General features: G+C 28.8%; 15 protein-coding genes and 1 tRNA gene. 5 read left to right on the plus strand and 11 right to left on the minus strand.

The genetic code is table 11. The annotated features are described in order from the left end of the window. Nucleotides 1–22 precede the first annotated feature (22 nt). Complete coding sequence (locus Q0842_RS14210) at nucleotides 23–2260, minus strand: S9 family peptidase (protein ID WP_298499519.1); 2238 nt, start codon at nucleotides 2258–2260, stop codon at nucleotides 23–25. A gap of 240 nt (nucleotides 2261–2500) precedes the next feature. Here Q0842_RS14210 and Q0842_RS14215 point away from each other — a divergent pair, with 240 nt between their 5' ends. Both Q0842_RS14215 and Q0842_RS14220 read left to right on the plus strand, forming a co-directional pair. Next, nucleotides 2501–3829: a hydroxymethylglutaryl-CoA reductase, degradative gene (locus Q0842_RS14215; RefSeq protein WP_298499521.1), complete on the plus strand. Its 1329-nt coding sequence runs from the start codon at nucleotides 2501–2503 to the stop codon at nucleotides 3827–3829. Beyond that, nucleotides 3819–4715, plus strand: coding sequence for a GYDIA family GHMP kinase (locus Q0842_RS14220; RefSeq protein WP_298499523.1), 897 nt, complete (start codon nucleotides 3819–3821; stop codon nucleotides 4713–4715). The genes Q0842_RS14215 and Q0842_RS14220 overlap by 11 nt, the downstream gene beginning before the upstream one ends. Before the next feature lie 75 nt (nucleotides 4716–4790). Here the strand turns inward: Q0842_RS14220 and Q0842_RS14225 are convergent, their stop codons facing one another. The 3 genes from Q0842_RS14225 to Q0842_RS14235 form a co-directional block, all read right to left on the minus strand. After that, a complete protein-coding gene (locus Q0842_RS14225; RefSeq protein ID WP_298499525.1) occupies nucleotides 4791–4949 on the minus strand; it encodes a hypothetical protein in 159 nt (52 codons plus the stop codon). Between the two features lie 42 nt (nucleotides 4950–4991). Beyond that, nucleotides 4992–5153, minus strand: a complete 162-nt coding sequence (locus Q0842_RS14230; protein ID WP_298499527.1) for a DUF1328 family protein — start codon at nucleotides 5151–5153, stop codon at nucleotides 4992–4994. Between the two features lie 238 nt (nucleotides 5154–5391). Continuing rightward, complete coding sequence (locus Q0842_RS14235; protein WP_298499529.1) at nucleotides 5392–5841, minus strand: PA2169 family four-helix-bundle protein; 450 nt, start codon at nucleotides 5839–5841, stop codon at nucleotides 5392–5394. Between the two features lie 287 nt (nucleotides 5842–6128). Between Q0842_RS14235 and Q0842_RS14240 the strand changes: the two genes are divergently transcribed. Further along, nucleotides 6129–6725, plus strand: coding sequence for a DUF2652 domain-containing protein (locus Q0842_RS14240; RefSeq protein WP_298499531.1), 597 nt, complete (start codon nucleotides 6129–6131; stop codon nucleotides 6723–6725). Nucleotides 6726–6730: 5 nt separating this feature from the next. Further along, a complete protein-coding gene (locus Q0842_RS14245) occupies nucleotides 6731–7759 on the plus strand; it encodes an AraC family transcriptional regulator (RefSeq protein ID WP_298499533.1) in 1029 nt (342 codons plus the stop codon). Between the two features lie 49 nt (nucleotides 7760–7808). Here the strand turns inward: Q0842_RS14245 and Q0842_RS14250 are convergent, their stop codons facing one another. From Q0842_RS14250 to Q0842_RS14280, 7 genes are all read right to left on the minus strand, one after another. Beyond that, nucleotides 7809–9938, minus strand: coding sequence for a peptidylprolyl isomerase (locus Q0842_RS14250; RefSeq protein WP_298499535.1), 2130 nt, complete (start codon nucleotides 9936–9938; stop codon nucleotides 7809–7811). A gap of 131 nt (nucleotides 9939–10069) precedes the next feature. Next, nucleotides 10070–11359, minus strand: coding sequence for a hemolysin family protein (locus Q0842_RS14255; protein WP_298499537.1), 1290 nt, complete (start codon nucleotides 11357–11359; stop codon nucleotides 10070–10072). Further along, a complete protein-coding gene (locus tag Q0842_RS14260) occupies nucleotides 11360–11554 on the minus strand; it encodes a hypothetical protein (RefSeq protein ID WP_298499539.1) in 195 nt (64 codons plus the stop codon). A gap of 70 nt (nucleotides 11555–11624) precedes the next feature. Continuing rightward, complete coding sequence (gene lptC / locus Q0842_RS14265) at nucleotides 11625–12179, minus strand: LPS export ABC transporter periplasmic protein LptC (protein WP_298499541.1); 555 nt, start codon at nucleotides 12177–12179, stop codon at nucleotides 11625–11627. Next, nucleotides 12179–13561, minus strand: a complete 1383-nt coding sequence (locus tag Q0842_RS14270) for a tetratricopeptide repeat protein (protein WP_298499543.1) — start codon at nucleotides 13559–13561, stop codon at nucleotides 12179–12181. Before Q0842_RS14270 ends, lptC begins: the two co-directional genes overlap by 1 nt. An 18-nt stretch (nucleotides 13562–13579) precedes the next feature. After that, nucleotides 13580–14884, minus strand: coding sequence for a hypothetical protein (locus Q0842_RS14275; RefSeq protein WP_298499546.1), 1305 nt, complete (start codon nucleotides 14882–14884; stop codon nucleotides 13580–13582). Next, entirely contained in the window at nucleotides 14881–15612 is a 732-nt protein-coding gene (locus Q0842_RS14280) for a type III pantothenate kinase (protein WP_298499549.1), read from the minus strand. The genes Q0842_RS14275 and Q0842_RS14280 overlap by 4 nt, the downstream gene beginning before the upstream one ends. Nucleotides 15613–15793: 181 nt before the next feature. Between Q0842_RS14280 and Q0842_RS14285 the strand changes: the two genes are divergently transcribed. Then, nucleotides 15794–15866, plus strand: a tRNA-Phe gene (locus Q0842_RS14285). Nucleotides 15867–16303: the final 437 nt, after the last annotated feature.

Here is a 16303-nt window from a genome sequence, read left to right on the forward strand (position 1 = left end):
ATATAATTTTGGTTAGTTTTTTTTATCCTTTAATTTTAACTTCATTAATAACTGGAGTTGATTCTTCTTTTTCAATTTTATCACCTAATGTTTCATGAATAAAATTTGTCATTTTTTTATACAAATGAAGTCTTGTATTACCTCCATAAATACCATGGTTTTTATCTGGATAAACGGCCCAATCAAATTGTTTATCTGCTTGAATTAAAGCTTCAGCTAAACGCATAGTATTTTGTAAATGTACGTTATCATCTCCAGAACCATGCACTAATAGAAAATCGCCTTTTAATTTATCTACATGATTTATTGGCGAGTTATCATCATAACCACTTTCATTTTCTTGTGGTGTAGTCATATAACGCTCAGTATATATACTGTCATAAAAACGCCAACTACTTACAGGCGCTACTGCTATGGCCATTTTAAACACATCGTTTCCTTTAAATAAACAGTTACTGCTCATAAAGCCACCATAACTCCAACCCCAAATGCCCATTCTGCTGGCATCAACATATGGCAATTCACCAAGTTGTTTAGCTGCTGCTATTTGATCTTCAACTTCATATTTACCTAATTCATTTTGGGTAACCTTTTTAAATTCTGCTCCTTTAAACCCTGTTCCTCGACCATCAATACATACAACAATGTATCCTTCTTGGGCTAAATGCTGATACCAATAATCGTTAGCACTATTCCATCGGTTTGCAACTTGCTGTGAACCTGGTCCAGAATATTGGTACATAAGTAAAGGGTGTTTTTTATTGGCATCGAAATTTACTGGTTTAATCATCCACATATTTAAATCGTTACCATTAACATTAATGGTACTAAATTCTTTTTTTGAAGTTTTATAGTCAGAGAGTTTTTGAGCTAACTTATCGTTATCCTTTATACTTTTTATCAAGTTTCCTGATGTAGAACTATTTAAAGTATATTCTGGTGGTGTTGTAGCGCTAGAAAATGTATTTATAAAAAATGAAAAATCGGCACTAAAGGAAGCGTTATTGGTACCATCACTTTTAGTTAGTCGTTTTTTGTTTCTTCCATTTAGCTTTATAGAATAAACATCTCTATTTATAGTTCCATTTTCAACAGATTGATAAAAAATGGTATTGTTCTTTTCATCATAACCATAATAGTTGGTGACTTCCCAATTTCCTTTTGTAATTTGATTTATCAAGTTACCTTTTTTATCATAATGATAAATATGATTAAAGCCATCTTTCTCACTTGTCCAAATAAAACTATTATCTTTTAAAAACGTAAGATTATCTGTTACATCAATATAAGCTTTATCTTTTTCTGCTAAAACTAAATTTGATGTATTTGCTTTTGCATTTATCATCCATAAATCTAATTCGTTTTGGTGCCTGTTCATGTATTGTGCACTTAAAACATCTGGGTTATTTGTCCATTCAATTCTTGGTATATAAAAATCTTCATAAACCTTATCTACTTTAACCTCATTTGTCTGTTTTGTATTTAAATCGTATATATGAAGCGATACTTCAGAGTTTGCTTCTCCTGCCTTAGGGTATTTAAAAACTTGTTGTGTTTGGTAAAGCTCTGTACCATAAACATCCATAGAAAACTCAGGCACATTAGTTTCATCAAAACGAATAAAGGCAATTTTATTACTATCTGCATTCCAATCAAAAGCACGAACAAAAGCAAATTCTTCTTCGTATACCCAGTCGGTAATTCCATTAATTATTTCATTTTTTTCACCATCTGAAGTTATTTGCATGATTTCATTAGTTATTAAATCTTTCACATAAAGATTATTTTCTCTTGCAAATGCCACTTTGTTACCGTCTGGAGAAAGTGTAGGTTCTTGAATTTTTTCTTCAGAAATTAAATCTAACCCGCCATTTTTAACATTATAAATATAATAATTACCTAACGCTGAATGTCTGTATATAGCCTCCTCGTTAGTAGCTAATATTACTTGTTGCTCATCTTTGCTAAAGGTGTAATTTGTAAAATATGGTATAGCTTCTAAATTAGAAGAACTAACTAAAGTTTTAACTTTTTCTAAGGTTTTATAATCATAAATATCAATAGAAGTACTTCTAGTTTCTCTATCAAAATTTAAAACAGAATATTGCTGCCCATTTTTCATGGAATGTAACGCATCCATACGCTCTGTTCTAAAAGTACCATCTTTCCAAATATCTTCAAGAGTTATTGAACTCTTTTGAGCTGATAGTATTGTTGTAACAAAAAGGCAAACGTAAATTGAAAATTTCATATGTTTCATGCAGTTATATTTATAATTTAAAACACTAATATACACCTAAAGGACTATGTTTCAGCACAGAAAAATTAGTCAATTATTGATGTTTAGTTTAAAAAAGTATTTTTTTCATAAAATGATTTCAAGTTTACTAAAAATTCTGCAAAAAACCGTATTTATTAACACTTAAATAACCCGCTTGTTAACTGTGTATTTAATATTCATACCAAGAGTAGTATCTTTGCTCTGCAAAATCGAATACATATGAGCAAAACAATTGCTGGTTTTTCAAAATTATCTAAATCAAAAAAAATTGATTGGATTGTTGATACCTATTTTTCAAATGCTGAAGACGCCAATAAAGTTTTAAAACAATATTGGAATACAAATGACAAGCTTCAACAACTACATGATGAGTTTATTGAAAATACCATCACTAATTACTATTTACCTCTTGGTGTCGCTCCAAATTTTTTAATAAATGATAAACTTTATACCATACCTATGGCTATTGAAGAAAGTTCGGTTGTTGCAGCTGCTAGTAAAGCCGCAAAATTTTGGTTAGAAAGAGGTGGTTTTAAAACCAAAGTCATTTCTACTACAAAGATTGGACAAGTTCATTTTAAATTTAAAGGTGATTTTAAAATATTAAACCAGTATTTTGACCTTGTAAAACCCAAGTTAATTAAAGATTCTGATGCTATTACAAAAAACATGAATAAACGTGGTGGTGGTATTATTGATATTGAATTACGAGATAAAACGAAAGACATTGATAACTACTACCAACTACATGCCTCTTTTGAAACCTTAGATGCTATGGGGGCAAATTTCATAAACTCCTGTTTAGAGCAATTTGCTAAAACCTTTAAAAATGAGGCTTTAACTTTTAATTTATTTTCTGAGGAAGAAAAACAAATTGATATAATAATGAGTATTCTTTCAAATTACGTACCTGATTGTTTGGTTCGTGCAGAAGTAAGTTGTCATGTTAATGAATTAAGTGAAAATGATAGTGTCTCTGGAGAAGCTTTTGCTTTAAAATTTATACAAGCTGTAAATATTGCAGAAGTTGAGCCATATAGAGCCGTTACACATAATAAGGGTATAATGAACGGTATTGACGCCGTTGTTTTAGCTACAGGTAATGATTTTAGAGCTGTTGAAGCGGGTGTGCATGCTTACGCTTCAAGAAATGGCCGTTACAGTAGTTTAACACATGCCAAAGTAGTTGATGGCGTTTTTACTTTTTGGACGGAAATACCTCTAGCATTAGGAACTGTTGGTGGACTAACAGGATTACATCCTTTGGTGAAATTAGCTTTAGAATTACTAGATAAACCAAATGCTAAAGAATTAATGCAAATTGTTGCAGTAGCAGGATTAGCACAAAATTTTGCCGCTTTACGTTCGCTAACCACAACAGGAATACAACAAGGGCACATGAAAATGCACTTAATGAATATACTTAATCAATTTGAAGCTAATATTGAAGAAAAACAAACCTTAACAGAATATTTTAAAAGCAATACTGTAACGCACAATGCAGTTGTAGAAGCGTTAAATAAATTAAGGGTCTCAAGTGAAAAATAAAACCTTTTATAGCCACGGTAAACTTCTTCTTACTGGAGAATATGTTGTGCTTGATGGTGCCATATCATTAGCCATTCCAACAAAATTTGGACAATCTCTAACAATAAAACCAATTGAAGAAAGCTTTATATCTTGGAAAAGTTTTGATGAAGCTAACAAAATATGGTTTGAGAATGATTTTAAGCTTAATGATAACTTACATGACGAGATACCAAAAAGATTAATTCAGGTTTTAAATGCTGCAAAAGATTTAAACCCTGATTTTTTAAATAAAGTTGCTGGTTTTAAAGTTGAAACCCATTTAGAATTCCCTATTAATTGGGGACTGGGCACATCTTCAACATTAATAAATAATATGGCTCAATGGGCAAATATTGATGCCTATACGCTTTTAGAAAAAACTTTTGGAGGAAGTGGTTATGATATTGCATGTGCACAATTTGACACACCAATAACATATCAAAGAGACCATAACAAACCCATTGTTAAATCAATCAAATTTGCTCCATCATTTAATGAGCATTTATATTTTGTTCATTTAAATAAAAAACAAAATAGCCGAGATGCTATAAAACATTATCATCAAAATAAAGAAAATGCACAATCTGCTATTAATGCTATCAATAAGATAACTTCACAAATGATTGCCTGCAAAACGCTTAAAGAATTTCAAGGTTTAATAGTCCAGCATGAAACTATAATTGCTAAAATCACTAAACAAACACCAGTTAAAGATTTATTATTTAAAGATTTTAACGGAGCCATAAAAAGTCTTGGTGCTTGGGGAGGCGATTTTATTATGGTTGCATCAAAAAATAATCCTGTTAAGTATTTTACAGATAAAGGTTATAAAACAATTATACCTTACAATAATATGGTTTTATAATACATCTCATCCATGTAATAAAAAAAGAGCTTTTTAAAAAAGCTCTTTTTTTATTTATAATTTTAAACATGTAATTTATTCAACTACATCTTCAACGTCGTCTGCAGCATCTTCTACACCATCAGCTACATCTTCTACAGCGTCTTCTACTTTATCACCTGTTGTTTCTCTACAGCCAGTAAATACAGTTGAAATTGTAAATAAAATTAAAAATATTTTTGCTATTTTTTTCATAATTATTGTTTTTAAAAGATTAGTAATTAATTAATTTACAGCCTATTTTTTTAAGACTCCTTTTAGTAATGATAATACAAAAAGCACTAAAAAAATAAAAAACAGAATCTTAGCAATTCCTGCTGATGCTCCTGCTATTCCTCCAAATCCTAAAACTCCTGCAATTATCGCAATTATAATAAATGTGATTGTCCATCGTAACATATTTATGATTTTTAAAGTTATACATAATAAGAATTTGACTTTCAAACTCTACATTACAAAGATGCTGTAAAATTAAAAGTTAGATTAGCTCAAACAGAGTTTATGTTAACTCAAATAACAAATACTTTTACAGTATTTCTATATAAAAAAAGACCTCAAAATGATATAATCATTTTGAGATCTAATCCCTTATCTAACCAATTAAGACCCTTTGTCTTAATTAACTTCATAAATATTTTTAACTTAAATCTTCTAAAGTTTTAATTCTTGACAAACCATTTTCTATTTTATTTTTTTGCGACTCTAAAATTGACTTAGTGCTTAATGGCAAGCTTGTATCTTTAATTACTTCACTATATTCATTTATTGCAGATTTCTCTCCTCTTATGGCTTCTTCAAGCATAGACTCTTCATTTTCTTGCGAGAACATCGCTTTAATATCCATCCAAGTTCTATGTGCAGACCCTATAATGCTTCCGCCTTTATCTATATCTTGATTAAAGGTTTTTAATTCGGCTTTTAATTCATGTCCAAAATTATAACGTTCTTGAGCTTTTTGTTTAAAATAAGATTTTAAAGCAGTATTCTCAACATTATCAGCTGCTTTTTTAAAACCTTTTTCAGCATCATACGTTTTTTCTAATAAATCATTTAATTTTTCTCCAACTTTTTCTGTGTAAGTACTCATGTCTGTTATTTTTTATATTAACAGTAATTTATTTAAAGATGCCTACTGGTTTACATCTTAAGCATTATAACATGCTTATATTTGCTATTAGTACAAATTTATAGGTTGAATAGATAATGTTTTAATTCATAAGCTATAGTTCTTGACTCATTTCAATTTTCTTTAGCTTTTTTTTTGTAATGCTGCTATAATTAATAGATTCAAAACAAAATATAACTTCAGTACTTTTTTTATGATTTATTAATATTACCTTTAACTTATTGTATTTCTATAAACTAAAATAATATATGCTAATATGCATTCCTGATATAAGTGGTTTTACTAAATTTATGAGTGAAACAGATTCTGAATTAAGTTCGAAAGTTATCCCCTCATTATTGAATAAAATTATTTATTCTAATAAAATTGGCTTAAAAGTATCTGAAATTGAAGGTGATGCTGTGTTGTTTTATAAGACCAATGAATTACCATCATTAAAAGCATTAATAGACCAATGTATACACTTTTACAAAGCATTCTATAATCAATTAAACATCTTAAAAGAAGTTCACCAAGATGATTACGATAGCTATAAGATTCCAGCAACTTTAGGACTAAAAATTATTTTACATTATGGAAATGAAATTGAAACGGTACAAATAGGTAAACATATTAAGCTTATGGGTGAAGATGTTATTGTTGCCCACAAATTACTTAAAAACAAAGTGCCAAAGGATGAATATTTATTAATATCTGAAAGTTTATTAAAGCAATATAATTTGGATGAATTTGATAATAAAATTTATTGGGGTGAACTTAAAAATGGTAAAAATATATATGAGCATCTAGGAGAAATAAATTACACGTATATAGATTTAATACCATTATTAAAAAATAATAAATAGTTTTTATGATAGAAATTGAAATTAATGCTGAGAATAGTAAAGAAATTCTTGAAAACATTCAAAAACATATTGGTGGAACTATTGAAGATAAATGGAGCGAATACACTTTAAATGTTGATAATGATATAGCAAAAGGTAGTATTTGTTATATTCCTTTTGATTGGGGCGTAAATTTAATTGATTATAATATTACATTTAGCAGCGAGGTTATGCTTAAAATGTATGCTAATGAATACAATCCTATTAGGTTTATTTACACACTAAATGGCAACTTTAAACATAGGTTTGGTATAGAAAACAAAGAAGAATTAATAGAACAATTTCAAACTTTAATATTTACTAATAAATCTGAAGGTATTAATTATATACATTTTCCTAAAGACACTAAATTAGAAATTAATTCTATACAGATTATACGAAAGCGATTTCTAAAAAAGCGAACAACTAACGTATCAACTTTAAACAAAAAATTATATGAAGTTTTTGTTGATACTGATCATGAAAATAGATTTGCCCACTACGGTACATTAAACTTAAAAATGGCAGACCTTGTAAAAAAAATACGCAATATTAAAACCAAGGGTATGCTTAGAGTTCTTAAAATAGAAGCTAAAGTTTATGAAATTCTATCATTACATATACAACAACATAATAAACTGCAACAAGGTGTACCTTTGCCAACTTCTCTTATTAAAAGTGAATTAATTAAGGTAAGAAAACTGGGGCAAACTATAGTTAAACGACCTGCAAAAAACTATTCATTAGATCAATTATCTGCAGAGTCAGGTTTATCGCAAGCTAAATTACAAGATGGCTTTAAATTTTTGTACACCAGAACAGTTACAGAATATATTAGACATGTAAGGCTTGAAGCAGCAAGAGAGCTAATGACTACTACAGATTTAAATATATCTCAAATTGTTTATACTATTGGATTTACTAGTAGAAGTTATTTTTCAAAAATTTTTAAAGAAAAATATGGTGTAACTCCCAATGAATTTAAGAAACAACTAATAGTTCCTGTTGCCGTATAAAAAAGCCTCGATAAACGAGGCTTTTTTTTTATATTTGATTATTAATTCTTTATTGAACTTGAGTTGCAGCTCTATTGTCTTCAATATCTGCTGCTTCTTTTAAAGCATTATATAACTTAGTATTAACGGTTGCTGCTTTTTGTTGCTCTACCCTATTTGCAGCAGCTTGATAATTATCCAACTCTACTGCTGGTGTAATCTTAGTTACTTGTACCATATAAACACCATTAGTTCCATCAATTAAACCAGAAGTTTCACCCTCCTTTAATCCAAATGCAGCTCCTACAACAATAGGCTCTCTTCCGCCACCAGAAATAGTTGGGTTTTTCATGTTTACAGCATTCGAAGTTCTTACATTAGTATTTTCAGCAGCAGCTAAATCTTCCAAAGTGCTTACAGAAACTCTATCTCTAATAAGTTTTGCTTTCTTTTCTTTTCTGATAATTGGTAATACTCTTGCTGTTGCATCATCAGCAGACATTAATCCTGCTTCGTGTTTTGCAACTAATTGTGCAATTACATAACCGTTAGTTACATTAAAACGTTTGATATCTCCAATTTTCGCATCTTCTTCAAAAGCCCAACGTACTATTGGTCTCTGGTTACCTACACCTGGTATGTTTTCATCTAAAACTTTAATACCATTAACAGGTCTTAATGTATATTTATTTTCTTTTGCTAATGCTTCAAAGTCACCATTACCTGCATTAATTTCAAAGTTTGAAGCGTCTCTAAATACTTTATCAGTTGTCGTTTCAGATGGTTCAATTTTTCTAGAAATAGTTCCTACTTGAACAGCTTTGGTTTTATTTTTTTGTCCTTCAACTTCTATTATATGAAATCCAAATACAGTTTTAACAACACCTAAATCTCCTGTTTTTCCTTCAAATTCAAAGTCATTAAATTCTGGAACCATTGTGTTGTATGGATGCCAATCATAACGTCCACCTTTTTCAACACTTCCTTGATCTGAAGAAAACTCTTTAACAAATTCAGGAAATTTTGAACGATTTCTTTTAAGAACACTTAATAAACTATCTGCTGTTACTTTAGCTTCTGCTTCTGTTACAGTTACATCTGGACCAGCACTTTGAGCGCCTGCAAAAGGAATTAATATGTGTCTCACTTTAGCAGAATCTGGTATTTGTTTAACAGCTATTAATTTAGTTACTTTAAAAGAACCATCATGTTTATATGGTCCATAAACTTCTCCTTCATTTAAGTTATAAATGGCATCTGCAGCTTCTGTTGGCAAACTTGATTTAAAAACAAAACGATTGTCAAATTTTATATCTGATGCAGCTATAGAGTTTATATACGCTTCATTATTTTTAACTTTAGAAAAAGCAACTATAGTATCTTTTCTTCCTCTTTCATCAACCAATCTACCATTTATGTAAGTATTTAATTCTGCTTTAATGGCGTTTTCATCTTCAACTGAAGCTATTTCTTTAAATTCAACAAAACGAATATCTCTAGAAGCTTCAACCTTAAATTGATTTTTATTCTTGTTAATGTAGTTTGTTATATCAGATTTTGATACTTGTACTATACTATCAGGGATTGTTGAAAAATTAACTTGTACATATTTAATATCAACTTTATTTCCTTCTAACTCATGATCTAACTTACCTTCTGCAAGAGTACCTGTTAAACCAGCTTTAACCATATTAAAATAGTTTTGATTTAAAGCGTTAGAGGCTACTTGTTTTTCATAATTAATCCAACTCTCAAATCCTGCAGGAGATGTTTCTTTTAAGTTAGCTATATATTCATTCATTTTATTTTCATCAAACAAACCTGCTTCGTTTAAAAAGTTTTGGTTTGTTGCTAACGACGTTTTAAGTAAGTCTCTCATTTGATCTTTCTCAACAGAAATTTCAAGCTCATCAAACTGAGTTTGCATAACAGCTTGTCTTACTTCTTGTTCCCAAACTCTATTCATTACTTGAGTACTAGTAGCACTAGGCCCCATTTGTCTTTGTAATTGTTCTACTTTTTGCATAAAATCTTCACGTGTAAGATCTTTGCCATTTATAGTAGCAACAATATTTTGTGACTTAGAGGTTAATGCATCGCTATTTTTAAATAAATCTGCTAATACAAAAGAGAATAATGCTAATGCTATAATTAATATTAAGAATAGTGAACGTTGTCTTATCTTATTTAAAACTGCCATTTGTAAATTTAATTTTTAAAATCCGTTGTTGGAATTGCTTGTTTAGTTGCTGTCAATTATAATAAACTGACAAAAATATCGTGCGCGAAAATACCATTTTCTATTCAATAATAAAAGCAGAAATATGTATTTTAATCTTCCTGTAACACTTTAACTTCAACCATATCAATTTTAGTGTTAGATACTTCTAAAATTGTAAATTGAAAAATGTCAATTTGAACAATCTCATTTTGTTCAGGAATCTCTTCGGTATGATTAACAATTAAGCCTCCTAATGTTTCATAATTCTCGCTTTCAGGAAGACCTATTTTGTATGTTTCGTTAATATAATCTACTTCTAGTCTAGCTGAAAATTTATATACATTATTATCAAGTATTTCTTCTATTAAATCTATAGAATCATGTTCATCTTCAATTTCTCCAAATAATTCTTCTACAATATCCTCAACAGTCATAATACCAGATGTACCTCCATATTCATCTAAAACAACAGAAATACTTCTGCGCTTTTTAGTAAGTACACTTAACACATCCTTTATTAGTACAGTTTCTGGCACATACTCTACTGGCATTAACATAGATTTAATGTTCTTTGCTTTTTTAAAAAGTTCAAACGAATGTACATAGCCTAATATATCATCTATAGTATCTTTATATACTAAAATTTTTGTTCGTCCAGTTTCAGTAAATAATGCATTTAAGGATTTTACAGAGTCATTTATTTCTACGGCAATAATTTCTGTACGAGGTACCATGACCTCACGCGCTTTTACTTCAGAGAATTCTAATGCATTTTGAAAAATTTGGATTTCACTATCAACATCATCTTGTTCTTCAACAGACTCCATTTGTTCACTAATATAATTACCAAGCTCTACTTTTGTAAATGCAAGTTGAATTTGATCACCTTCTGTTTTAAAAAATGCCTTTAATACAAAATCTGAAATCCAGATTACAAAATCTGAAATTAATGTAAATAATATATAGAATATATATGCAGGAATAGCTAATGCCTTTATTAAAGTGTTTGCATAAATTTGAAAAAACACTTTTGGTAAAAACTCAGCAGTTATTAAAATAACGAATGTTGAAATAATAGTTTGGCTTAACAAATTTAAATCGGTTAACAAATAATTCAAAAATGAATATGAAGTAGGTAATAGGGTCTGAAACCAATTTATCAATAAATCACCCATAAAAAATCCATATATAACTAATGCGATATTGTTTCCAATAAGCATTGTAGTTATGAATTTAGAAGGCTTTGCTGTTAATTTAGTAAGTACTTTTGCCAGAATACCATCTTGTTTTTTTTCAATTTCAATATGTATTTTATTTGAAGACACATAAGCTATCTCCATCCCAGAAAAAAAGGCTGATAGTATTAATGATACAATTATGATAATTACATAAATGCTCATTTATTTAGAATTGTCTTTGCTTTCAAATTTTTTACTAAATTTTCTTCTAAAAAAATACATGAAAATGGCTAAAGCTGCTAAACCTAATGAAATGTATGCACCATTAGTTCCGTTACCCCATTTTGATATTCCATCATATATAAATAACACAGCAAAAACAATATAAGCGTATTGAAAAATCTTTGAATATTTCATTATTTTGATTGATTTTTTAGAGTATAAAGATACTCAAAATTGAGAAAGATATTTTTTGATATTAAAGAAATTAATCTTCCAATGTAATTATACCTGTTACTTCAAGAACTTCGGCATTTGTGAATTTTGAATTAGAATCAAAACCATTTCCATTTATAAGGTCTTGATCGGTCTTAAAACTTACTGGTTTATTTGTAGATAACCATTCTTTTTTCTGATCGTAAAATAATTGATCTGTTTTAAGTACTCTATTATCATATGTTGTAATTACAACATTATCCTGCATATCGATTAAATCGGTATTTGCATAAACAAAAGCATTATCAGCTACAACCGTACTTTTTTTATTATCCTTATCATAAATATAAAGTGTAACCCCATCTGTGAATTGATGAAAAGGAAAATCTCTGTTAGAAAAATCTAACATTTTTGCACTTATTAAATTTGCAGAAACACGTCCGGAATCTGTATATTTCACATTGATATTATAATCAACTCCAATAGGTTCATTTTCAGAAATACCTATTTTTTGAACTTGTTTAAAACTATCATTACATGAAAAAAACATAGTCACAATAAATATTGTGACTATGTTTAAGATATTATATGTAATATTTTTTTTCATTAGATACTTGGTACTGTAACTGATCTTCCAATCCAACAGCCAATGCTAATAGTTTGTCCAGCTCTTCCTGAGCTAAAAATCTCAGCTTTAGATGGTGCTTTAGCATTGTAATTAGCAACTGATTGTGCTGCTGCTTTACTTAAAGTAGGATCTTTTTGAGCCGCTTTTCTAGCTTCGGCAGCTGCTAACCAATATACAGCTCTTTTATCAAAATTAGAATCTCCACAGTTATTAGCGCTTTTTGCATACATAGCGGCAATTGCAATATGTGGACGTCCGTTTGATGGATTAAGCTTTAAAGCTTGGGTATAATAATTTCTTGCTTTACCATAACTACCTCTTGCTTTTAGTTTTGTTGCAATTCTGTAATACAATTTAGATTTTTTGAAATTATCTGTTTCTAATCCAATTGCTTGCTCAAAAAAGGCTATAGCTTCGCTTGTTTTTCCTTCTTTATCTTTTAAAAGTCCAAGATAATATGCTGAATTAGCTGATGGACTTAAGTTATGATATGCATTTACTAAATCGAAAAATAATGGATCATCTGTACAATCTTTTTCAGACATTTTTCCAGCTGCTCTTTGTAACCAAATAGCATTATTTCTATTTGCATCAAAATCTTTCTTATATAAAGGAATTAAGTTTTGGCAGTTTGCTCTATCACCTAATTTCCCATCAATACTTCCAGAAATTTGATCATAAGCTTTTAAATAGCTTTCGTAATATTTCTTGTACTTCCCTTCTTTTTTAGTTAAATCTGTTCCTGAATCTTCTTTTGCAATAAGTTTATTTAGCTTTTCAGAAAAACTTTTTACTTCATCCTCAACTTTCTCTACAACATCATCATATTTATTAAATAAATCTGCAGCAGGTTTTTTACCGGCATCATACAAATCAACCATTAAAGAAAAATAAGTATATAAACTTTTAGGGTTTGAAAATGATTCTTTATCTACTTGATAAGCGCTATCAAAAGATGCATATAATTCATCATCAGTTTTACCTAATTCTTTTCTATTATCATACATTAATTGTGCAGCTTGTGCAGCATACTCTCCTTTTGGTGTTTTACTTGCAAAATGCTCACCTCTTTGCTCCCAAAGCTTTAAAAGATCGTTTATATAAGCTACTTTTTCAGTTCCAGTTGCATTATCAATTTTATGCTCTAAGATTTTTTCGCCATCTACATAAATAGCATTGTTAAATTTAGGACACTTATTTCTTACTGCCATCCAAGGCTCATAAGCAGCATCGTAATTTTTTGCTTTTGTATATTCATGGAATATAGATAGTTTAGTCATGCACTCTTCATCTTGTTGTGCAAAACCAAAATTTAATCCAATAAAGAAAAAAGCTAGTAATAATGTAATTTTTGTTTTCATGATAATAATTTTGTACTGTTAATCATACTTTCGTTTCTGGAACCATCTATCGTTCAAAGATAAACTTAATTGCAAACTAATAAAATTCTCTTGTATTAAATTGCTGTTTTTCGTTCCTCGTTGGCCAATTTCAAAACCTAAATTAGCATTAGATAATAATCTTGCATCTCCAACTGGTATACCTACTCCAAAAGATATGCCAAACTCATTAATTGACTCACCTTTTATATTTAAACCGGTTTCTTCTTTTCTAAAACCAGCCCTGTAAACCATCTTTTTAAAATAATTTCTGAATGAATTATATTGTGGAATATAAAACCCTCCTATAGAAAAAGAATAAGCATCTTCATATGTTGTACCATTACTAAAAAGCTCATTAGAAAATTTACTAGTCTTTACAAAAGATGTTTCAGCACCAATAAACCATTTTCTTGGCTCTCCTATACCTGCACCAAAAGAAAATTTAGATGGTATTACTAAATCTGTTTCTTCTAATCCTAAACCTGCTAAATCACTTTCTATAATATTTCTGGTACCTTCTTGACCACTAGAATTTATTGTTATGGTTGAAATAGTACGTTCATTTTTAGAAGTTAAAGTACTTTCGGGTGAATATATCACACTAGAAACGACTTCTAATTTATTATTAATCATAGTCTTGTAAGATAGTCCAAGATTTAAATTTAATCCACTTAAATCAGACCTATTGCTTTCCTTTGATTGATAATTAACAGCTATACCATCTGAATATTGATAATTGATTATATTATTTTGAATATTACCAAAATTATATTGAAAATCAACCCCAATGCTTAGCCCTTTAGCTAATTGATAACCAAAACCAAGAAAAGCTTTATTAACTCCTCCTTCTCCTTCAAATTGATTTTCAATATTTTCATTTGAATCTAAAGATTCTAATTTATAACCAACAGAAGTATACGGTAATAATCCAAAACCAAAACCAAATTTACCTAATGGAATATTAATTGCTATATAATTGAAAGTCGTAGAAGATGCATCATCACTACTTGTATTACTTTCTAAATTAGTACTTGAATAACTACCTCCTACAGCAAATTTAATAGGTCTGCTTTCATTACCCCAAATTTCAAGATTTTCTCCAGCATAAGAAGAAGGGTTTCTTAAATTTACATGAATACTGTCATTATAAATACTCAAACCTCCCATACTTCTATTCTCAACAGTACCTTTAAATTTCAAACTACCTATACCATAAAAAGAATATGGAGAAGTAGTTCCTTGTTGACCATAACTGTGAATTGCTACTATTGCAATAAAAACTAATACAAGTTTTTTAATCATTCGTTTGAGTTAAATTGTAAAATAAAGTTTAATCCTTCTAATAGAAAATTAGGATTGGCAAATATGCTACTTTTTAATTGTTTAGACAAGAAATTACTATCTCCTCCTGTTAAAATAACTGTTAAATCTGCATTTTTAAGTTTATAAGATTCTATTATACCATCAATTTCATTTAAAACACCATAAATAACACCAGAATGTATTGATTCTTTGGTTGTATTACCAACAATTTGCTTTGGCATTTCTGTTTCCAATAACGGTAAATTTGCTGTTAAATTATTTAAAGATTTATAACGGACTCTTATTCCTGGTGATATTGCACCTCCTAAATATTCGTTTTTAGAATTAATGAAATCATAAGTAATACATGTTCCCGCATCAATAATAAGTACATTTTTATTGGAATATTGACTTATAGAACCACAAACTAATGCAATTCTATCAACACCAAGAGTTTTAGGTGTTTTATAACAATTTTTAAAAGGTAAATTAATATTAGAATCCAATACTAATAAATCAAAATATTCATCTATTATATTTATATCCTTTTGTTTTAACCTACCTACAGATGATATAATAGCCCTATTTATAGATGTATATTTCTTTTTTAGAATTTCAATTTCATTTATAACGCTATCAATCTTAACTATTACTTTATAAACAAGTTCATTTTTACTATAAATGGCAAGTTTTACAAAAGAATTTCCTACATCTATTATTAAATTCATATATTTAAAAAAGTATAAATTTACAAAACAAGCTACAAATACTAATCCTTGTTTAGCTATAATATTAATTATAAATAAGTTAGTATTAAATTATTATAAAATAAATAAAATATTATAATTTTTTACAAATTTCTCTTGGCGAATAACAAAATTGAATATATATTTGCAACCGCTTTGGCGAGGTACCTTAGCTCAGTTGGTAGAGCAAAGGACTGAAAATCCTTGTGTCCCTGGTTCGATTCCTGGAGGTACCACAAAAAAATCCCGAAACTTTAATGTTTACGGGATTTTTTGTTTTATATGCTTTCTTCTCTTAAACAATTTTTAATAATAATAAAAACATCATTTTCAGGTTTCAATAATATAAAGCACCACTTTATAAAAATAAAACTAAAAGAATCTAATACTTCACCGTAAACATACTGCTACAATCTCTATAATATTATGGTGATATTGATTCTATAATTAAATTATATACTATCAAACATTATTTATTTACATAGGACAAATATTAAAACAGTAATTCATTAAAGTTTAATAGATAAACCTCTTTAAATTTTCCAAATACTGCATAATCAGTACAGCAATTTCTTCATATTGGGGTTAAATTAGAGCAAAAAAAATCCTCAACAAATAAATGTTGAGGATTAAAAAAGGCAACGACCTACTCTCCCACAAATGTAGTACCATC

Origin of the sequence: uncultured Algibacter sp. (assembly GCF_947495675.1) — a bacterium.
GTDB lineage: Bacteria > Bacteroidota > Bacteroidia > Flavobacteriales > Flavobacteriaceae > Algibacter_B.